Raw genomic sequence first — 19,366 nt, 5'->3', positions numbered from 1 at the left:
TTCACCCTAGAGGCCCTTCAGGAATTCGATCAGCAAGCGGTTCACCTCGGCGGCGCGCTCCTGCTGCACCCAGTGCCCGGCGCCCTCGAGGATGTGACTCCCGCGCAGGCCCGGCAGCGTATTCGGATAGGCCTCGAGCTGGCTCTTTGCGGCGGGAAAGCGCAGCACGCCGTCGCGGCTGCCGGCGATGAACTGCGAGGGCTGGCGGATCGGCTGGCCGCGCCAGGGCCCGCTGAGCTCCCAGTTGCGGCGCAGGTTGCGATACCAGTTGAGGCCGCCCCGAAAACCCGCGCGCGCGAACTCGCCCGCGTAGTAGTCGAGATCGATGTCGCTCAGCCAGGCGGGCAGTGTCTCGGGATCGACGGTGTTGGCGAGCAGCGTGCCGCCGGTGAGGCGGCCGAAGCCCTTGTCCTTCTCCGTCATTTCGCCGCCGGCCGTGTAGTAGAGCTTGCGCAGCGCGCCGCGAATGTCCTGCTGAAGCTCGGCCTCGGCCACGCCCGGCTTCTGGAAGTACTGGAGATAGAAGTTGTCGATGCCGAGCTTCTCGAGCGCCGACAGGATGTCGACATAGCCCGGCGGCGCGTAGGGCACGCTCATCGCCGAGACCGCGGTGAAGAGATCGGGCCGCCACAGGGCGGCATGCCAGGCGACGGGCGCCCCCCAGTCGTGGCCGACGATCACGGCCCTCGTCTCGCCGAGCGCCTTCACCAGCTCGGCCATGTCGCCCACGAGGTGATAGAGCGTGTACTGGTCGATCGGTTCGGGAGACTGCGTGCCACCATAGCCGCGCATGTCGGGAGCGACGGCGCGGAAGCCCGCGGCGCTCACCGCCTGCAGTTGATGGCGCCAGGAGTACCAGCTCTCGGGCCAGCCATGGCAGAACAGGACGAGCGGTCCGCTGCCCGCCTCGGCATAGCGCATATGGATGTTGTTGGCCGTGGTCGTCTTGAGCGTGACGCCCGGCACCGGCGAGTTGGTCATCTGGGTTTCCTCCGCAAAGGTCACCCTAGCCTGCCCGGTTACCCGCGCAAGTGAACCGGTCGTGACAGGCGCGCCCGCACCGAGGCGCGCGTGCCGAACAACAGCGACAGCAGGAAGAAGAAGCTGGCGAACAGCACGATCACCGGACCCGACGGCAGGCCGCCATGGAACGAGACGAGCAGGCCGACGGCCGCCGACGCGAAGGCCATGGGGGCCGCAACCAGGCTCATCGACCAGACCTCGCGCGCCCAGAAGGAGGACGCGACGGCCGGCAGCAGGATGAGGCCGAGCGCCATCAGCGTGCCCAGAGCCTGGAAGCCCGCCACCATGTTCAGCACGGCGAGCGACAGGAAGAGATAGTGATAGAGCGAGCCGCGCACGCCCATCGCGGCGAGGAAGCCCGGGTTGAAGCACTCCACGACCAGCGGGCGATAGATCGCCGCAAGCCCGACCAGCGTCAGCGTCGCGGTCGACACGACGAGGATCAGCGCTCCGTCGTCGACCGCCAGGATCGCGCCGAACAGGATGTTCATGAGGTCGACCGCGGAGCCTCTCAGCGAGATGATGAGCACGCCCAGCGCCATCGCCGTCAGATAGGCCGCAGCGAAGCTCGCATCCTCGCGCATGCTGGAGAAGCGTGCGATCACGCCCGACAGGAGCGCCGTCGCCACGCCCGCGACAAAGCCGCCGAGGCTCATGGCCGGCAGCGAGAGACCGCCGATCAGGAAACCCATCGCCGCCCCGGGCAGCAGCGAATGCGCCAGGGCATCGCCCATCAGACTCATGCGACGCAGGATCAGGAACACGCCGATGGCCGAGCCGCCCACCGACAGCGCCAGGCTCGCAACCAGCGCGCGGCGCATGAAACCGAAGTCGGCGAAGGGCGCGATCACATACTCGTACACCATGAGACGCCGCCGTCGTTCAGGCGCTGAGCCGCATCGGCACTTCGCAGGCGCCGGCATGCTCGTCCCAGGCTTCCGCCATGGCGCGAGCGCGCAGCAGGTTCTCCGACGACAGCACGCGCGCGGTCGGGCCGACATCGACCAGCTCGCGCGCCAGCAGCAGCGCATGCGGGAAATCCCGCCGGACCTGGTCGAAATCGTGAAGCACCGCGACGACGGTGCGCTTCTCTTCGCGCCAGCGACGGATCACCGCCATCAGGTCGGCCACAGTCTTGCTGTCGATGGCCGCAAAGGGTTCGTCGAGCAGTACGAGGTCGGCGTCCTGGAGCAGCAGGCGCGCGAACAGCACGCGCTGGAACTGGCCGACCGAAAGCGTGTCGATCGGGCGGCGCTCGAACCCGGCGAGCCCGACCGCCTCGATGGCGTGATGCGCGTCATGCAGGTCGGCGTGCCGCGCGGCGCCGAACCCGCCGAAGCGCGACCAGCGGCCGAGGAGCACCGTGTCGAGCACAGAGATCGGGAAGGAGCGGTCGATCTCCGCCTGCTGCGGCAGGTAGGCGATGCGCCTGGCCGTGCATTCGATGCGGCCCTCGACCCGCGGCGCGAGTCCGAGGAGAGCCTTCAGCAGTGTGCTCTTGCCGGCGCCGTTGGGGCCGACGATGGCCGTCATCTCGCCGGCCGGAATCTCCGCCGACACATGATGGACCGCCGGGTGACGGTCGTAGCTGACGGTGAGGTCGACCAGACGCAGCGCCGCGGTCATCGGGGCCTCACAGTGCCCACCAGGCACAAAGCCACAGCAGGGCCGACAGGCCGAGCGCGGCCGAGACGCGCGCGGGCGCACTCATGGCCAGCAGGGTCGTGCCCGGGGAACGAGGGTGGGACATGCAACGGTTTGTTATAATATTACCCTACAGGAGTCCAGACGAGCCCGCCCCGGGCGTGATGTGCACGTCACCGGTCAGTGACCGATTGTTGATTGGCAGGCCGGCTCGAGCGCGCGCATCCTGCCCCTCATGTCGAAAGTCTTTACGTCCGGCCGCAGGGCAATGCTGATCGGGGCCGCCGCCGCGGTTGCGACCAACCTGTCGCGCGAGGTCGCGGCCCGGCCGGCCGCCGAAGGACCGTGGGCGGTCGAGCTCTTCACCTCGCAAGGCTGCAGTTCATGCCCGCCGGCCGACATGCATCTCGGGCGCCTCGCGAGGCGGCCCGACATCGTGGCCCTGGCCTTCCATGTCGACTACTGGGACTATATCGGGTGGCGGGATCCCTTCGCCTCGCGCGAGACCACTGAACGCCAGCGAGCCTACGCGCGGACCCTGAAGCAACGCTACGTCTACACCCCCGAAATGGTGGTCGATGGTATTGGCCACGATACCGGACGCGATCCGGCGCCGATCGAGGCTCTGCTGTCCCGCGCCCAGGCGCGCGCGACACGGCGCGCGACGCCCGACCTCTCCCGCGCTCTCGGCGGCCCCCTCTCCATCAGGCTCGATGCCTACCCGCTCGATGGCCGCATCGCCGACGTGACACTGGCGATCTACGATCGTCGGCACACGACCCCGGTACGGAGCGGCGAGAACCAGGGCCGCATGCTCGAGAACTTCAACACCGTGCGCCATATCGAGCTGGTCGACCGCTGGGACGGCACGGCCAGGAGCTGGTCGGTGCCCGGCGAACGCATCGGTCCCACGCAGGGCATGGCCGTGCTGGTACAGGAGACCGATCACGGCCCGATGATCGGCTGCAACAAGCTGGAGCCCGCCTACTCGGGCTGATCCCGGGCGCCGGCCGATCGCCTTGCTTCCGCCGCGGCCGCAAGCGAAGGTGCCGCCCATGTCGCTTTCCGGCGCCTCCGGCCGCCTGACCGCCGTCCTCGGTCCCACCAACACCGGCAAGACCTATCTCGCGATCGAGCGCATGCTCGGACACGATTCGGGCATGATCGGCTTCCCGCTGCGTCTGCTGGCGCGCGAGAACTATGACCGCATCGTAAAGCTCAAAGGCGCGTCCCAGGTGGCGCTGATCACCGGCGAGGAGCGGATCGCGCCGTCCAGCGCGCGCTATTTCGTCTGCACCGTCGAATCAATGCCGGTCGACCGGCCGGTTTCCTTTCTCGCGGTCGACGAAGTGCAGATGGCGTCGGACCCGGAACGCGGCCACTTCTTCACCGACCGCCTGCTGCATGCGCGCGGCCTGAACGAGACGATGCTGCTGGGCGCCGACACGATCCGTCCGGGGCTGAACCGGCTGCTGCCCGACATCGATGTCGTCGCGCGACCGCGCTTCTCCAACCTCACCTATGTCGGCTCGAAGAAAGCGACGCGCCTGCCGCGTCGCTCCGCCGTGGTCGGGTTCTCCGCCAACGAAGTCTACGAGATCGCCGAACTGATCCGTCGCCAGCGCGGCGGCACGGCGGTCGTCATGGGCGCCATGAGCCCGCGCACACGCAACGCGCAGGTCGACATGTTCCAGTCAGGCGAGGTCGACTATCTCGTCGCGACCGACGCGATCGGCATGGGCCTCAACATGGACGTGAACCATGTCTGGTTCGCGTCCTTGCGAAAATACGACGGCCGCAGCTCGCGTCCGTTGCGCACCGGCGAGCTGGCACAGATCGCCGGGCGCGCCGGGCGGCACATGAACGACGGCACGTTCGGAACGACCGCCGGCATCAGCGGGCTCGATCCCGACGTCGTCGAGGCGATCGAGAACCATCGCTTCGATCCGCTGCGCGACCTGCAATGGCGCAACAGCGATCTCGACTTCCGCTCGGTCCAGTCTCTGGTCGCCACACTGAATGCCGGCCCGCCTCATCCCGCACTGCAGCGCGTGCGGGAACAGGACGACCAGATCGCACTGCAGACCCTCGCGACCCAGTCGGCCTTCCTGCCGCGCCTGCACTCGTCCAAGCGGGTGAGGTTGCTGTGGGAGGTCTGTCAGGTTCCCGACTTCCGCAAGACGATGACGGAAGAACACATCACGCTTCTGGGACAGATCTTCGGCCACCTGACGCAGGGCGGCGAGCGCTTGCCCGAAGACTGGATCGACAGCCACGTGAAACGGCTGGAGCGCTTCGACGGCGACATCGACACGTTGATGGCACGCATCGCGCATGTTCGCACCTGGACCTACATTTCGCATCGTCCCGACTGGATTCAGCGCGCCGTCCACTGGCAGGAACGCGCCCGCGCGATCGAGGACAGGCTTTCCGACGTTCTGCATCAGCGGCTGACGCAACGGTTTGTCGATAGACGCGCGGCTTTGCTTGTACGAAGATTGCGCGATGAGGGTGAAATGAACTCGACAGTCGCCGCTGCCGGCGAAGTCATCGTTGAAGGCGAGCATCTCGGGCACATCGAGGGATTCCGCTTCGTGCCAGGTGCCACCGAGGGACAGACCGACCAGAAGGCCGTGCTGAGCGCGGCCCTGCGCGCGCTGCGCCAGGATCTGCCGGATCGTCTCCAGGCGTTCGTCAACAGTCAGGACGGCGAGATCGTCTTCGACGGCCAGCTCCGCGTCTGCTGGGGCGGCGGCCCGGTCGCGCGCCTGTTGCCGTCCGGCGACGTGCTCGCGCCCAAGGTCGAGGCCATCGCATCGGATCTGCTCGACGGCCCGTCGCGCGAAGAAGTCCGGAAGCGCGCCGCCACCTGGGTCGAGACGCGCATCCGCCTCGGCCTCAGCGAATTGATGGACGCCCGCGCCACGACCGAACTGCCGGCCGGCGCCCGCGGCGTGATCTTCCAGCTCTGCGAGGGTCTGGGCGTGCTGCCGCGCCGCCCGGTCGAGGAACAGCTCGCGCAGCTCACCGAGGAGGACCGCAAGGCACTGGCGCGCCTCGGCGTGCGCGTCGGCGTCTTCTCACTCTACTTCCCCAGCATGCTCAAGCCGGTGCCGATCCGCCTGCGCGCCGGCCTCTGGATGGTCGCCAAGGGCCGCGACACGATCCCGCCGCTGCCGGCCGAAGGCCGGACGTCGATGGATCTGCCGCGCGACGCCGAGCGCGATTTTTATGCTGCCATCGGCTACCTGCCGCTGGGTGACCACGCGATCCGGGCCGACATGGTGGAGCGTCTGGCCGCCATGGCCCGCGGCGCCGTGCGCGACAGCCGCGAGGCGGCGCGCCGCGCGCAGCAACAGGACAAGCCGGAGAAGCAGGAGAAGCGGCCTGCCGCCGGTCGGGGGCCCGCGATCCCCACGGCTGCGACCGCCGACGAAATCAGCGAATGGGCGATTGTCGCCGCGGCTTTCGGCGAGAGCGAGCCGGACGGCCCTGCCGAGACCATCCCGGCCGCCGAGGCGGCGCCTTCCGCGGATGCGGAGGCTCCTGCAGCCGAGACGCCCGTGGCGGAGGCTCAGGCGGTCGAGTCCGCCGCTCCTGCCGAATCGTCGCCCCAGACCGTGGCGGAGACTGCACCCGAGACGCCGACCGAAGCCAGCGCCGACGTCGAAGCTCCTGCCGAGGCCGCAGCCGAATCGCCGTCCAGCGAGGCCGCGGGCGAGCCGGCGGCCGCCGCCGCGGAGGCCGGTGATGCGGAGAAGCCCGCTGCGCCAGCCAAGAAAGAACCGCGTCCGCTCCCGCCCGGCTGGTTCCGCGCCACGCCGCAGATGATGTCGCTGGTCGGCTGTTCCGAGCCCGAGATGGCGAATGTGCTGCGGGGCCTCGGCTACCGCGTTCACCCGCCTTCGGACGAGAACGGGCCCCTGCATGCCTTCTCCATCAAGCCGCGCTTCGTGCGCGAGCGCGAGGAGCAGCGCGAGCGCCAGCGCCTTCAGCAGCGCGAAGAGCGCGACCAGCGTCGTCGCGACCGCCCAGAGCGACCGAACGAGCGGCAGTTCTTCTCCGATTCGCCGCGCCCGCCGCGCGGCCGGGACGACGGCCCCCGCAGCGGCCCCCGTCCGGGCGGCGGCCAGCGGAGCGATGGTCCGCGGACCGACGGCCCCCGGAACGAGGGACCGCGCCAGGATCGCAAGGACGGACGGCCGCCGCAGGACAACCGGGGTCGCGACGACCGGCGCGGACCGCGCCCGCCTCGGCGCGACAATGGCGGTCCGGCGCTGCGGCTCTACGCCACGACCGAGACGAAGGGCGATTCGACCGCCGATTCGCCGTTCGCCAAGCTGCTCGAGCTCAAGCTCGGCGGAAAGAAGTAGCCGCCCGTGGAGTGCTGACGCGGGATGCGGCTCGACAAGTGGCTCTGGCACGCGCGTTTCTTCAAGACACGCTCTCTGGCTGCCCGTTACGTCGAGAAGTCGCGCTGTCGGATCGATGGCCGGGCCGTCGACAAGGCCCATGCCACGGTCACTCCCGGCATGGTCCTCACCTTCGCGCTGGGTCCGCACGTGAAGGTCGTGCGCGTCATGGCACTGGGAGAACGGCGCGGGCCTGCGCCAGAGGCACGCACGTTGTATGAGGAGATCGACTCGCCTTGAAAAGGACCGCTAGAGTGCGCGCATTACGTCGCGCGCCTTGCGTCACGGGAATTCGCACGTTAAGCAGCCGCCGCTCGTTGCTGGAGCCCTTATGACCTATGTCGTTACCGAAGCTTGCATCAAGTGCAAGTACATGGACTGCGTTGAAGTCTGCCCCGTGGACTGCTTCTACGAGGGCGAGAACATGCTGGTCATCAATCCGGACGAATGCATCGACTGCGGCGTGTGCGAACCCGAGTGCCCTCCCAACGCCATCCTGCCCGATACCGAAAAGGGTCTCGAGAAGTGGCTCGAGCTGAACCGGTCCCTGTCGGCGACCTGGCCCAACATCACCCGCAAGGGCGACGCGCCGGCCGATGCCGAACAGTACAAGGACGAGAAGGACAAGTTCGAGAAGTACTTCAGCGACAAGCCGGCTGCCCGCTGATCGGGTAGCTTCGCAAGTCTCGAATTGTACCTTTTGCAATAGCCATGCGGATTGCGCATAGCTAGACCGTTGCTGAAATGCAACAACGGACGCGACTCCGCGCGAAAAATCTGCTATGAGGCCCGGGCTGGAAGCGGTCCGGGGTCCGGTCCGCCGCTGGCTCGGTGTCCGTATCGGTATCCGAAAGAAACTTACCGATGCTTGCGATGCCGGGCCGAATACGCAGGGGAGCGTATGCGGTGGGTCGCGGTATCGCAGAAAGCGGGGCTGTTGTGAAGGGACTAGACGATATGGCCAAGCCGAAGAAGGCGCCCGCCAAGGCGAAGGAATTCGCCTTCGAGAAGGGTGATTTCGTGGTGTACCCGACGCATGGCGTCGGCCGCGTGATTGATATCGAAGCGAAGGAAATCGCAGGTCACAAGCTCGACCTGTTCGTCATTTCGTTCGAACAGGAGCGCATGATGCTGCGCGTTCCGGTGGCCAAGGCGAAGATCTCCGGCCTGCGCAAGCTGAGCTCGCGCAAGATCATGGAGAGCGCGCTGGTGACCCTGAAAGGCCGCAGCCGCGTGAGCCGCGCCATGTGGAACCGTCGTGCGCAGGAGTACGAAGCCAAGATCAACTCCGGCGACCCGGTGTCGATCGCCGAGGTCGTGCGCGACCTGCATCGCAATGCCGGCCAGCCCGACCAGTCCTACAGCGAACGCCAGATCTACGAAGCGGCGCTCGACCGTCTCGCGCGCGAGCTCGCCGCCGTCGAACGGATCGACAAGGAACTGGCGACCCAGAAGCTCAACAGCGTTCTGCAGAAGGTCGCCTAGGCGGTTCTGGCACGGAATGGGATAAAAGGCGGCTCGACACTCCAATGTCGCGCCGCCTTTTTCATGTCCGCCGTCCCAGCCCCTGCCCGTTTCCGGCCCTTGATCCATGAGCAAAGTCGCCTCGATCGCCCGCCTGCGTGATGGCGGCACCACCTGGGCGCTGGGGGCACTGGCCGGCGATCATGCGGCCCTGGCGCATCTGGGCGGCCTCCTGCTGCAGCGCTGGGCCCCGGGCGACCGGCTGGTCGTGCTCGGCAACATGCTGGGGGCGGCCGGAAACACGCCACGGCTGATCGATCTAATGCTGCTGTTGCGGCGTCGCCTGCTCGCCAGGCCCGGCGCCGAGGTCGAGGACTTCGTCTTCCTGCGCGGGGCCCAGGAGGAGATGTGGCACAAGGTCCTCCAGCTGCAGTTCGCCCTGTCGCCCCTCGACGTGCTCGACTGGATGCTCTCGCGCGGCCTTTCGGCCGTCATCGAAGCCTACGGCTATTCGATCGCGGAAGGGCGCATCGCCTGCCGCAACGGGCCGCTTGCGATCGCCCGCTGGACGACGGGATTGCGCGAACGGCAGACCCAGCAGCCCGGCCACGGCGATCTCCTGAACGCCCTCTCGCGTGCAGCGCTCAGCGCCGACGGCCGCGTGGTGTTCGCGGCCAACGGTGTCGATCCCGGCCGCCCGCTTGCCAAGCAGGCGGACGCCTTCTGGTGGAACACGCAGACCGACGCGCAGCTCGATGCCGCGCTCGCCAAGGCAGAGGACGGCGGCTGGCCACCCATCGTCAGGGTGGTGCGGGGTGCGGGGCCTGCGCGCAACGCCGCCCAGGAGACGGGGCGGATCCTCACCGTCGCGCGCGACAGGCCGGCCGCGGTCGCGCTCGATGCCGACGGCGCAATGATCGAACGGCTCGAGGCTTAGGGCTCGACGACCTTGATCTGCGCCCGGCTGCTCAGTTCGGCCGGTGACTGGGCGGCATTGAGGACCAGCAGGCGTTCCATCTTCAGGTCCGGATAGGGCATGTAGGCGGCAAGCGAGGCCGGCGTCGATCCTGCCGGCGAGACGATCCGCAGCCGGTAGGGCTGCAGCGCCGCCGCCTCGGACGCCGAAAGGGTCCTGAAGGTTCGCGCCGACGCGATCATGGCCGCGATCTGCCGGTCCTGATCGGCCCCCTCGCTCACCATCGCGAAGTTACAGATCCGGCCGCCCTGGCGGATCGCGACGTAGCGCGCCTGGCCGAGACCGGTGTCGGAGCCGCGCGGGCGGGCGCCGATCGCCGCCTCCGCGCCGTTGATCTCCAGGGTCTGGATGTCGGTCGGCGTCGGCTTCAGTTTGTTGCGCATCCATTCGTCGAGTGGCCCGGTCACCGGCGTCGGCAGGCAGGAAAAAGCCATCAGCGACCGCTCCCGATTGACCGCGAGCACGCCGTCGCTTTCGTTGAACAGGCGGAACCCGGGGGGCGCGGTGAAGGCGATTCTCAGCACCGGATGCAGGAAGGTCCGACCGCGGATGAATCCCTCGCTCGGCGGATCGTCGACCGACATGCCGTTGATGGCGGCGAAATAACTCTTCTGGTTCGCCTCTCCCGGCGCTCTCGCCTCCGGCAGCGTTTCGATGGCCGACGTGCGCTCCATCGGTGCGGGATGGGTCGAGGAGGCGCTCGGCCGGTCGCCGATGTCCGGGGACTCACCCATGATCTGCGCCTCCAGCGCCGACTGGCGCCGCAGCCGGTCGATCAGCGCAGCCATCGCGGCCCCGGGATAGCCGGCCTTGACGATGTACCCCAGGGCCAGCCGGTCGGCCTCCAGTTCCTGCTCGCGCGAATAGCGCCGCAGCGCCAGCAGCCCGTCCTGAGCCACCGAACGCCCGACATTGACCGAACCGCTGGTGGCGGCGGCCTGGACCGCGGCGTCGAGCACGCCCTGGCGGACCCGCGCACGCTGCGCCGCGTGCCGCTGGACCAGGTGGCCGAGCTCGTGGCCGATGGCGGCGGCCAGCTCGGCTTCGTTCTCGAGGAGTGCAAGCAATCCGCGGGTGACGAATACATAGGATTGCACGGCGTGGGCGTTGGCGACCGGCGAATCCAGAACCAGGAAGCGATAGCCACCCGAGAGACCCGCCGCCGCGACGATCTTCTGCCCCACCCGATCGACATAGGATTGCAGGGCAACGTCGCGGTCGGCCGGTCCGACAAGCTTCTCGATATCGCGGGGGAGCGCGGTGGCGCCGCGCCCGCCCGCCGATGTCGAAGGCGGTTCTGCGGACGGCGTGCAGGCGACGGCTGCGGCCAGCACCGCGACGAGTGCCAGAATGCGGCGAAAATCCACGAAACCTCCTGGGACGTGCCGACCTTAGACGCTCGGGCGCGGAGGCGGCAATCATCGCAACGCTGGCATTGCAAGGCTGGCATGACTCGCGTCGCTATGGCAGTGATGCCAAAGGACAATCGCATGCCGCGTTCTGAAACCCCGCTTCGCTCCGATCTGTTTCCCGAGATCTCGCCCTATGCCAGCGGGATGCTGGCGGTCGATGGCCGGCACACGATCTACTGGGAGCAGAGCGGCAATCCTGAAGGCGTGCCCGTCGTCTTCCTGCACGGCGGGCCCGGCGCCGGCTCGGCCCCTGTCCACCGCCGTTTCTTCGACCCGCAATTCTATCGCATCGTGGTGTTCGACCAGCGCGGCTGCGGCCGCTCGATGCCGCTCGGCGAGTTGCAGGACAACACGACCGCAGCGCTCGTGGCCGACATGGAGAAGCTCCGGACGCATCTCGGCATCCCCGCCTGGCTGCTGTTCGGCGGCTCCTGGGGCAGCACACTCGCGCTGGCCTACGGTCTCACCCATCCCGACCGCGCGACCGGCTTCATCCTGCGCGGCATCTTCCTCGGTGCACGCCCCGAGATCGACTGGTTCCTCCACGGCATGCGCACGATCTTCCCCGAAGCGTGGCGCGACTTCGCCGGGCACCTGCCGGAGGACGAGCGCAGCGACCTGCTCGGCAACTATTATCGCCGGCTGATCGACCGCAATCCCGACCTGCACCGGCCCGCGGCGCGCGCCTGGAGCCGCTACGAGGCCGCCTGCTCGACGCTCTATCCGACGGTACGCGCGCCGTTCGAGACCGACCACGGCGGCTTCGCCCTGGCCCTGTCGCGCATCGAGGCCCACTACTTCGCCAACGGCACGTTTCTGCCGGAGGGCTGGCCGTGGGCCGATCTCGGCCGCATCCGGCACCTGCCCGGCACGATCGTGCAGGGCCGCTACGACATCGTGTGTCCGCCGGTGACCGCCGATGCGCTGGCGCGGGCGTGGCCCGAGGCGCGATACATCGTGGTGCCCGACGCCGGCCACAGCGCGCTGGAGCCCGGCATCCGTGCGGCCCTGGTCAACGCCACGGAGAGCTACCGCCTGTCGACCAGCGACACGGAACTCTTTGCTCCAAGGTTCCCTTGGGACGCCTGAGCCCCAAACAAGACGAGGAAACCCCGAGATGTCGTTCGAACTGCCGCCGGAGCAGACCGGTGCCGCTGCCTGGTACGGACCCGAGATCGCCAAGCGCAACGACTGGATGATGCCGCTCAGTGCCGACGACGTGGCCGAGATCGAGACCGCCACGCAGGCGCTGGTCGCGCGCGATGCCGACATCGCGGTGCTCAAGCCTCAGGACTTTCCGCTGCCGACTCTGGCGGCGCGCCTGAAGGCCCGCGTCGACGACGAGGTGCTGAACGGGCGCGGCTTCCTGCTGTTGCGCGGCCTGCCGGTGGACCGCTGGTCGATCCGCGAGTCGGCGACGGCCTTCTTCGGCCTGGGCGCCCATCTCGGAAGCGCCCGCTCGCAGAACGGCAAGGGCCATGTGCTGGGCCACGTGCAGGACCTCGGCATGGACGTGAACGATCCCAACGTTCGCATCTATCAGACGCACGAGCGGCAGACCTATCACACCGACTCCTGCGACATCGTCGGGCTGCTCTGCCTCAAGACCGCGAAGTCCGGCGGCCTTTCGGCCCTGGTGAGTTCGACCACGATTTTCAACGAGATGCGGCGGCGGCGGCCGGATCTCCTGAAGCTGCTGTTCCAGCCGATCGCCACCGACCGGCGCGGCGAAGTGCCGGAAGGCCAGAAGCCGTTCTTCGAGATTCCGGTCTTCAACTGGCACCAGGGCTACCTGACCGCGATCTACCAGCGCCAGTACATCGACAGCGCCCAGCGCTTCCCCGAGGCGCCGCGCCATACGCCTGAGCTGATCGAGGCTCTCGACATGTTCGACGCCCTGGCCAACGACCCGGCGCTGAACACGTTCATGGAATTCAAGCCGGGCGACGTGCAGCTGGTGCACAACCACACGATGCTGCACGACCGCACCGGCTTCGAGGACTGGCCCGAACCGGAGCGCCGCCGGCACCTGCTGCGACTGTGGCTGGCGGCGGAGCGCGCGCGGCCGCTGCCCGAAATCTTCGCCCAGCGGTACGGCACGGTCACAATCGGCGACCGCGGCGGCATCATCGTGCGCGGCACTCGGCTCCAGGCGCCCTTGCAGGCCGTCTGATCCGCACTCCAGCGCCCGGCCGCGTGCAGTTGACCCGGGCCGGGGTCATCCCTAAGTGAGGGTCGCTTCAACAGACCAACAAAAGGGACAGCACATGGCCAGCGATCCAACCGCGGGCGGCGCGCCGGCGGATGGCCCGGTCGACCCCGACGATATCGACATTCCGCCCCGGCCGGAAAGTGCCGCCGAATGGCAGCGCCTCGTCGAGCAGCTTCAGGCTGAGAAGGCGGATCTCCAGGACAAGCAGCTCCGGGCGCTGGCCGAGGCGCAGAACGTGCGTCGCCGCGCCCAGCAGGACATCGAAAAGGAGCGCAAGTTCGGAAACGAGCGCTTCGCCCGCGACGTCCTCTCCGTGGCCGACAATTTTGGCCGTGCCCTGTCGGCCCTGCCGGCGGACCTCGACTCGCTGGATCCGGCCCTGCGCAACGTGATCGTCGGCATCCAGGCGACCGATCGGGAACTCCAGTCGGTGCTGGAGCGCCACGGCGTCACCCGTATCGAGAGCCTGGGCAAGCCGTTCAACGCCGAGTTCCATCAGGCCATGATGGAGGTCGAGAACCCCGACGTGCCATCGGGCACCGTCGTGCAGGAGCTGATTCCCGGGTACCTGATCGCGGGCCGCCTGCTGCGCGCCGCCATGGTCGCGGTCTCCAAGGGCGGCCCTGCGGCCGGCCCGTCGGCCAGCAACGAAAACTAGGGTCGGGCCGGCAGCGCCGGCCTTTCCGGTCGAGTCCGCGGGTAGTGCGCCAGACGGCACTTTCCAGCGGAGATTTTGGTCCTTAAGTCCATTGCAGGCGCCCGGACAGGACCTATATAGCCCCTGTCCTGATCCGGTTTTTCCGGCAGGTAACCATAGTACGGGGGCTGGTCGGGCGCCTTTGGGTCCGAAACGGCCTGCCGAGGGAAGAGAGTATTATCATGGCGAAAGTCATTGGCATCGACTTGGGTACGACCAATTCCTGCGTCGCGGTCATGGAAGGCGGCGACACGAAGGTCATCGAGAATTCCGAGGGCGCGCGCACCACGCCGTCGATGGTTGCCTTCACCGATGGCGGCGAGCGCCTCGTGGGCCAGTCGGCCAAGCGCCAGGCGGTCACCAATCCGTTGAAGACCCTGTATTCCGTCAAGCGCCTGATCGGCCGCCGCTTCGACGACCCGATGGTCGCCAAGGAGAAGACGCTGGTCCCCTTCAAGATCGAGAAGGCGGCGAGTGGCGACGCGTGGGTCGAGGTGAATGGCGAGCAGTACAGCCCGAGCCAGATCTCGGCGTTCATCCTGGGCAAGATGAAGGAGACCGCCGAGGCCTATCTCGGCGAGAAGGTCGACCAGGCGGTCATCACCGTCCCGGCCTACTTCAACGACGCCCAGCGTCAGGCCACCAAGGATGCCGGCCGCATCGCCGGCCTCGAGGTCCTGCGCATCATCAACGAGCCGACTGCGGCTGCCCTTGCCTACGGCATGGACAAGCGCAAGAGCGGCACGATCGCGGTCTATGACCTGGGCGGCGGCACGTTCGACGTGTCGATCCTCGAGATCGGCGACGGCGTGTTCGAGGTCAAGGCGACCAACGGCGACACCTTCCTGGGCGGCGAGGACTTCGACCAGCGCATCATCAGCTACCTGGCGGACGAGTTCAAAAAGGAGCAGGGCATCGACCTGCGCAACGACAAGCTCGCCCTGCAGCGCCTTAAGGAAGCGGCCGAGAAGGCCAAGATCGAGCTCTCCAACTCCAAGGAGACCGAGATCAACCTGCCGTTCATCACGGCCGACGCCAGCGGTCCGAAGCATCTCGTCATCAAGCTCTCGCGCGCCAAGCTCGAGGCCCTGGTCGACGACCTGGTGCAGCGGACGCTCGAGCCCTGCAAGGCGGCGCTCAAGGATGCCGGCCTGCAGGCCGGTCAGATCTACGAGGTCATCCTGGTCGGCGGCATGACGCGCATGCCGAAGGTCATCGAGGTGGTGAAGCAGTTCTTCGGCAAGGAGCCGGCCCGTAACGTCAATCCCGACGAAGTCGTCGCGGTCGGCGCAGCGGTGCAGGCGGCCGTGCTGAAGGGCGAGGTCAAGGACGTCCTGCTGCTCGACGTGACGCCGCTGTCGCTCGGCATCGAGACGCTGGGTGGCGTGTTCACGCGCCTGATCGAGCGCAACACGACGATCCCGACCAAGAAGAGCCAGACCTTCTCGACGGCCGACGACAACCAGACCGCGGTGACCATCCGCGTCTTCCAGGGCGAGCGCGAGATCGCCGCCCAGAACAAGATGCTGGGTCAGTTCGATCTGGTCGGCATCCCCCCGGCACCGCGCGGCGTGCCGCAGGTCGAGGTCACGTTCGACATCGACGCCAACGGCATCGTGCAGGTCTCGGCCAAGGACAAGGCCACCGGCAAGGAGCAGCAGATCCGCATCCAGGCTTCGGGCGGCCTCAGCGAGGCCGACATCCAGAAGATGGTGAAGGATGCCGAGCTGCATGCCGAGGAAGACAAGAAGAAGCGCGAGCTGATCGACGCCCGCAACCAGGGCGAGGCGCTGGTCCACTCCACGACCAAGCACCTGGCGGAGTACGGCGACAAGGTGAGCCCCACCGAGAAGGCCGAGATCGAGGGTGCGCTCGAGGGCCTCAAGACCGCTCTGGCGGGCGAGGACGTCGAGGCGATCAAGAGCAAGACCAATGACCTGACGCAGGCGGCGATGAAGCTCGGCGAGGCCATGTACAAGGCCCAGCAGGCCGAGGCCCAGGCCGGCGCAGGGGCCGCGGGCGGCGCACCGGGCGGCGGCGCGACCGACGCCAAGGGCGAGAAGGTGGTCGACGCCGAGTTCGAGGACGTCACCGACAAGAACAAGAAGACGGGTTCCTGAGCGGGAACGACCGTCGGAACGTGACGACGGCCTCCCGCGCAAGCGGGAGGCCGATCTGCAAGGGGCCAGTGGGGGCAGCGTAGACCGCTATGTCGCAAGACTTTTACGAGCTGCTTGGAGTCCAGCGCACGACCAGTGCCGACGACATCAAGAAGGCGTACCGCAAGCTCGCCATGCAGTACCATCCCGACCGCAATCCGGGCGACAAGGAAGCGGAACGGAAGTTCAAGGAAATCAACCACGCCTACGACATCCTGAAGGATCCGGAGAAGCGTGCCGCCTACGACCGCTACGGCGCGGCCGCCTTCGAGGGTGGCGCCGGCCCGGGCGGCCCGTTCCAGGGCGGACAGGGGTTCGATTTCGGCTCGGTGTTCGGCGACATCTTCGAGGAGATGTTTGGCGCGGGTGGCCAGCGCGGGCGCGGCGGGCGCGCCGACATGCGCGGCCAGGATCTGCGCTTCAACCTCGAGATCACGCTGGAGCAGGCCTTCGCCGGCACCGAGGCCACGGTGCGGGTGCCGAGTTCGGTTTCCTGCGAGGTCTGCCATGGCAGCGGCGCGGAGGCCGGCTCCAAGCCGCAGCAATGCCCGACCTGCCAGGGCCGCGGCCGCATCCGGGCACAGCAGGGCTTCTTCACCGTCGAGCGCACCTGCCACACCTGTCACGGAGCGGGACAGGTCATCGACAAGCCGTGCAAGACCTGCGCAGGCCAGGGTCGCGTTCGCCGCGAGAAGACCCTCAAGGTCAACATCCCGGCCGGGGTCGAGGACGGCACGCGTATCCGGTTGAGCGGCGAGGGCGAGGCCGGGGCGCGGGGCGGTCCCGCGGGCGACCTCTACGTCTTCCTTTCGGTGCGCCGCCACCAGCTGTTCGAGCGCGAGGGCGCCGACGTGCATTGCCGCGTGCCGATCTCGATGGTGCAGGCCACGCTGGGCGGCAACATCGAGGTGCCGACCCTCGACGGCAAGATGGCGCGCATCAACATTCCTGCCGGCGCGCAGAACGGGCATCAGTTCCGTATGCGCGGCAAGGGCATGCCGATCATGCGCTCCAGCCAGCACGGCGACATGTACATCGAGATCAACGTCGAGACGCCGACCAACCTCACCTCCAAGCAGAAGGAACTGCTCAAGGAATTCGAGAAGGCCGGCAAGACCAGCCCCGAATCCGAAGGCTTCTTCAGCAAGGTGAAGGAGATGTTCGGCGGCTGACTTCTTCCTGCGCCACTGCCCAAGGCGGTAGGCGTTGCGAGGAAGTCGGAAGGTCCCTCACTGCGTTCGGGATGACACTGTTTGTTTGATCGGCGCACTGCGCAAATCCCAACAAAATCGTCACCCCGAAGGTAGTCAGGGACCTTTACCTCATAGGCGATAGGTCCACCGTTCGGCGGAGAAAAACAAGCTCAGGCCGCCAGTACGCAGCGCACCGCGTGCGCGGCCTCGACGTCGCGCAGCGACGGGACCGCGGCCGTGCAATCGGGGCGCACGAACTTGCAGCGCGGCGCGAAGCTGCAGCCGGTCGGGACTTCCGCGAGATCGGGCGGCGCACCCGGGATCGAGTCGAGGCGCTGGCCGCGCATGCCGTCATGCACGGTGGAGGCCAGCAGGCCGCGGCTGTAGGGATGCTGCGGCGCATCGACCATGCGCTCGACCGGCGCCATCTCCACCAGCTTGCCGGCATACATGACGCCGATCCGGTCCGAGACCTCGACGGCGACGCCGATATCGTGCGTGACGAAGATGACCCCGAGATTGAACTCGCGCTGCAGTTCGCGGATCAGCAGCAGCACCTGGATCTGCACCGTGGCGTCGAGCGCTGTGGTCGGCTCGTCGGCCAACAGCAGGGTCGGATTGCACGACAGGGCGAGCGCGATCATCGCGCGCTGGCGCATGCCGCCCGACATTTCATGCGGATAGGCCTTGAGGCGCGTCGCCGGAGACGGGATGCGCACCATCTCCAGCAGGTCCTTGGCCCGCTTCATGGCCTCGGTCTCGCTCTTGCCGGTGTGGCGGCGCACCGTCTCGGCGATCTGCTGGCCGATGGTGAAGACCGGATCGAAGGCCGTCGCGGGCTCCTGGAAGATCATCGAGACGCGCTGGCCACGCAGGTCCGACAGGGCCTTGGGCCCCATCTCCAGGACCTCGTCGCCCTGCAGCCTGATGCTGCCGGACCAGCGGGTGCGGTGCTCGGGATGGAGCCGCAGGATCGAGCGCAGGGTGACGCTTTTGCCGGAGCCGGATTCGCCCAGGATGCCCAGCGTTTCGCCGCGCGCCAGGTCGAAGCTGACGCCGTTTACCGCATGCACGGTCCGGTCGGGCGTGACGAAGGTGACGTGGAGGTCGCGGACCTCGAGGAGGTTGGTCTTGTCGGTCATGCCGCCACCGCCTTGGAGTGTCCCGAGCCCGCCACGCGCATATGGCAGGCCACCGCCTGCGCGCCGGCGTCGGCCAGCGGGGGCTCGAGGCGGGCACAGACGTCCTCGGCGAAGGGGCAGCGCGTGCGGAAACGGCAGCCCGAGGGTGGATCGATGGGATTGGGGGGATCGCCCTGGATCGGCGCTTCCTTCGTGCGCTTGCGCGGATCCATCGAGGGCCGTGCCGAGAGCAGCGCGCGCGTGTAGGGATGCTGTGGATTGCCGTAGATCGCCTCCACGGGCCCGATCTCGACGATCTTGCCGAGATACATGACCAGCACACGGTCGCTGAGATACTGCACGACGTTGAGATCGTGGCTGATGAACACGTAGGTGAGATCGAGCTCGGTCTTGAGATCGACCAGCATGTTCAGCACCTGTGCCTCGACCGACTTGTCGAGCGCCGACACCGCCTCGTCGAGGATGATCAGCCGGGGCCGCAGCGCCAGCGCCCGCGCGATGTTCACCCTCTGGCGCTGACCGCCCGACAGTTCGTGCGGATAGCGCGTGGCGTAGTTCGCCGGATCGAGGCCGACCTTGCTCAGGAGATCGCGCACGCGCTCGCGGGCCTCGGCGGCCGGCAGGCCATGGGCACGCGGCGCGAAGGCCAGCGTCTCGGCGATGGTGAGGCGCGGATTGAGCGAGGCGTAGGAATCCTGGAACACCATCTGCACCTGGCGGCGCAGCTCGTTCACGGTGATGCCGTGCGGTTCGTCGACGGGGTCACCGTCCAGCACCATCGTGCCTTTGTCGGGCGTGATGAGGCGGATGAGAAGCCGCGCCACCGTCGACTTGCCACAGCCTGATTCTCCCACGACGCCCAGCGTCTCGCCCTTGGCGACCGATAGGGTGAGATCGTCGACGGCGCGAACGACCTTGGTGGTGCGGCCGAGCAGGCCACCCGCCACGGGGAAATGCTTGCGCAGGCCGGTGGCGAGCAGCAGCGGCTGGGCCGGTCCGCCGCGATCCTGAATGGGAAGCAGCGTGTCCATG

Annotated in this window: 17 protein-coding genes; 11 read left to right on the top strand and 6 right to left on the bottom strand. The window is 67.8% G+C overall.

Translation table 11 applies throughout. The features are described 5' to 3' along the window. Positions 1-6 precede the first annotated feature (6 nt). The 3 genes from LJ725_RS09725 to LJ725_RS09715 are packed head-to-tail and all read right to left on the bottom strand — an operon-like array spanning position 7 to position 2,649. Positions 7-981, bottom strand: a complete 975-nt coding sequence (locus tag LJ725_RS09725) for an alpha/beta fold hydrolase (protein WP_230550458.1) — start codon at positions 979-981, stop codon at positions 7-9. A gap of 38 nt (positions 982-1,019) precedes the next feature. After that, positions 1,020-1,889, bottom strand: coding sequence for a metal ABC transporter permease (locus LJ725_RS09720; protein WP_230550457.1), 870 nt, complete (start codon positions 1,887-1,889; stop codon positions 1,020-1,022). 16 nt (positions 1,890-1,905) lie between these two features. Beyond that, a complete protein-coding gene (locus LJ725_RS09715; protein WP_230550456.1) occupies positions 1,906-2,649 on the bottom strand; it encodes a metal ABC transporter ATP-binding protein in 744 nt (247 codons plus the stop codon). A gap of 253 nt (positions 2,650-2,902) precedes the next feature. On the opposite strand from LJ725_RS09715, the gene LJ725_RS09710 reads away from it, so the two are divergent. The 6 genes from LJ725_RS09710 to LJ725_RS09685 all read left to right on the top strand — a co-directional run bounded on the left by LJ725_RS09710 (position 2,903) and on the right by LJ725_RS09685 (position 9,480). Continuing rightward, positions 2,903-3,664, top strand: coding sequence for a DUF1223 domain-containing protein (locus LJ725_RS09710; protein ID WP_230550455.1), 762 nt, complete (start codon positions 2,903-2,905; stop codon positions 3,662-3,664). A gap of 58 nt (positions 3,665-3,722) precedes the next feature. Further along, on the top strand, positions 3,723-7,040 hold the full coding sequence (locus LJ725_RS09705; RefSeq protein ID WP_230550454.1) for a helicase-related protein: 3,318 nt from the start codon (positions 3,723-3,725) through the stop codon (positions 7,038-7,040). Between the two features lie 24 nt (positions 7,041-7,064). Next, complete coding sequence (locus LJ725_RS09700; protein WP_230550453.1) at positions 7,065-7,319, top strand: RNA-binding S4 domain-containing protein; 255 nt, start codon at positions 7,065-7,067, stop codon at positions 7,317-7,319. 91 nt (positions 7,320-7,410) lie between these two features. Continuing rightward, complete coding sequence (fdxA, locus tag LJ725_RS09695) at positions 7,411-7,746, top strand: ferredoxin FdxA (protein ID WP_230550452.1); 336 nt, start codon at positions 7,411-7,413, stop codon at positions 7,744-7,746. 290 nt (positions 7,747-8,036) lie between these two features. After that, positions 8,037-8,564 (top strand): CarD family transcriptional regulator, encoded by a 528-nt coding sequence (locus LJ725_RS09690; RefSeq protein ID WP_230550451.1) that lies wholly within the window; start codon positions 8,037-8,039, stop codon positions 8,562-8,564. A 106-nt stretch (positions 8,565-8,670) separates the two neighbouring features. Beyond that, the gene (locus LJ725_RS09685) at positions 8,671-9,480 is read left to right on the top strand and encodes a hypothetical protein (protein ID WP_230550450.1); all 810 of its coding nucleotides are present in this window, start codon (positions 8,671-8,673) and stop codon (positions 9,478-9,480) included. Here LJ725_RS09685 and LJ725_RS09680 read toward each other — a convergent pair. Next, on the bottom strand, positions 9,477-10,886 hold the full coding sequence (locus LJ725_RS09680; protein ID WP_230550449.1) for a M48 family metalloprotease: 1,410 nt from the start codon (positions 10,884-10,886) through the stop codon (positions 9,477-9,479). The genes LJ725_RS09685 and LJ725_RS09680 overlap by 4 nt on opposite strands. Before the next feature lie 123 nt (positions 10,887-11,009). On the opposite strand from LJ725_RS09680, the gene pip reads away from it, so the two are divergent. From pip to dnaJ, 5 genes are all read left to right on the top strand, one after another. Further along, positions 11,010-12,020, top strand: a complete 1,011-nt coding sequence (pip, locus tag LJ725_RS09675; protein ID WP_230550448.1) for a prolyl aminopeptidase — start codon at positions 11,010-11,012, stop codon at positions 12,018-12,020. Positions 12,021-12,048: 28 nt separating this feature from the next. Next, the gene (locus tag LJ725_RS09670) at positions 12,049-13,104 is read left to right on the top strand and encodes a TauD/TfdA family dioxygenase (RefSeq protein WP_230550447.1); all 1,056 of its coding nucleotides are present in this window, start codon (positions 12,049-12,051) and stop codon (positions 13,102-13,104) included. 94 nt (positions 13,105-13,198) lie between these two features. Beyond that, positions 13,199-13,801 (top strand): nucleotide exchange factor GrpE, encoded by a 603-nt coding sequence (locus LJ725_RS09665; protein WP_230550446.1) that lies wholly within the window; start codon positions 13,199-13,201, stop codon positions 13,799-13,801. 221 nt (positions 13,802-14,022) lie between these two features. After that, complete coding sequence (gene dnaK, locus LJ725_RS09660) at positions 14,023-15,960, top strand: molecular chaperone DnaK (protein WP_230550445.1); 1,938 nt, start codon at positions 14,023-14,025, stop codon at positions 15,958-15,960. Positions 15,961-16,049: 89 nt separating this feature from the next. After that, on the top strand, positions 16,050-17,171 hold the full coding sequence (gene dnaJ, locus LJ725_RS09655; protein WP_230550444.1) for a molecular chaperone DnaJ: 1,122 nt from the start codon (positions 16,050-16,052) through the stop codon (positions 17,169-17,171). 191 nt (positions 17,172-17,362) lie between these two features. Here dnaJ and LJ725_RS09650 read toward each other — a convergent pair whose 3' ends face one another. Further along, positions 17,363-18,334 carry an ABC transporter ATP-binding protein gene (locus LJ725_RS09650; RefSeq protein ID WP_230550443.1) on the bottom strand — a complete coding sequence of 324 codons (972 nt, stop codon included), beginning with the start codon at positions 18,332-18,334 and terminating at the stop codon, positions 17,363-17,365. Further along, a complete protein-coding gene (locus LJ725_RS09645) occupies positions 18,331-19,365 on the bottom strand; it encodes an ABC transporter ATP-binding protein (RefSeq protein WP_230550442.1) in 1,035 nt (344 codons plus the stop codon). The genes LJ725_RS09650 and LJ725_RS09645 overlap by 4 nt, the downstream gene beginning before the upstream one ends. Position 19,366 lies beyond the last annotated feature (1 nt).

Source organism: Reyranella aquatilis, from assembly GCF_020880995.1.
Classification (GTDB): Bacteria; Pseudomonadota; Alphaproteobacteria; order Reyranellales; family Reyranellaceae; genus Reyranella; species Reyranella aquatilis.
Note: the sequence above shows the minus strand (reverse complement) of the source record. Positions and strands in the feature narration are given on the sequence as shown.

Excerpts from the sequence above, each read along its gene's own strand:
- dnaJ (WP_230550444.1), top strand. The coding sequence starts at position 16,050 with ATGTCGCAAGACTTTTACGAGCTGCTTGGAGTCCAGCGCACGACCAGT.
- pip (WP_230550448.1), top strand. The coding sequence starts at position 11,010 with ATGCCGCGTTCTGAAACCCCGCTTCGCTCCGATCTGTTTCCCGAGATC.
- LJ725_RS09710 (WP_230550455.1), top strand. The coding sequence starts at position 2,903 with ATGTCGAAAGTCTTTACGTCCGGCCGCAGGGCAATGCTGATCGGGGCC.
- LJ725_RS09725 (WP_230550458.1), bottom strand. The coding sequence starts at position 981 with ATGACCAACTCGCCGGTGCCGGGCGTCACGCTCAAGACGACCACGGCC.
- LJ725_RS09670 (WP_230550447.1), top strand. The coding sequence starts at position 12,049 with ATGTCGTTCGAACTGCCGCCGGAGCAGACCGGTGCCGCTGCCTGGTAC.
- LJ725_RS09715 (WP_230550456.1), bottom strand. The coding sequence starts at position 2,649 with ATGACCGCGGCGCTGCGTCTGGTCGACCTCACCGTCAGCTACGACCGT.
- LJ725_RS09645 (WP_230550442.1), bottom strand. The coding sequence starts at position 19,365 with ATGGACACGCTGCTTCCCATTCAGGATCGCGGCGGACCGGCCCAGCCG.
- LJ725_RS09665 (WP_230550446.1), top strand. The coding sequence starts at position 13,199 with ATGGCCAGCGATCCAACCGCGGGCGGCGCGCCGGCGGATGGCCCGGTC.
- dnaK (WP_230550445.1), top strand. The coding sequence starts at position 14,023 with ATGGCGAAAGTCATTGGCATCGACTTGGGTACGACCAATTCCTGCGTC.
- LJ725_RS09690 (WP_230550451.1), top strand. The coding sequence starts at position 8,037 with ATGGCCAAGCCGAAGAAGGCGCCCGCCAAGGCGAAGGAATTCGCCTTC.
- LJ725_RS09720 (WP_230550457.1), bottom strand. The coding sequence starts at position 1,889 with ATGGTGTACGAGTATGTGATCGCGCCCTTCGCCGACTTCGGTTTCATG.
- LJ725_RS09685 (WP_230550450.1), top strand. The coding sequence starts at position 8,671 with ATGAGCAAAGTCGCCTCGATCGCCCGCCTGCGTGATGGCGGCACCACC.
- fdxA (WP_230550452.1), top strand. The coding sequence starts at position 7,411 with ATGACCTATGTCGTTACCGAAGCTTGCATCAAGTGCAAGTACATGGAC.
- LJ725_RS09650 (WP_230550443.1), bottom strand. The coding sequence starts at position 18,334 with ATGACCGACAAGACCAACCTCCTCGAGGTCCGCGACCTCCACGTCACC.
- LJ725_RS09700 (WP_230550453.1), top strand. The coding sequence starts at position 7,065 with ATGCGGCTCGACAAGTGGCTCTGGCACGCGCGTTTCTTCAAGACACGC.
- LJ725_RS09705 (WP_230550454.1), top strand. The coding sequence starts at position 3,723 with ATGTCGCTTTCCGGCGCCTCCGGCCGCCTGACCGCCGTCCTCGGTCCC.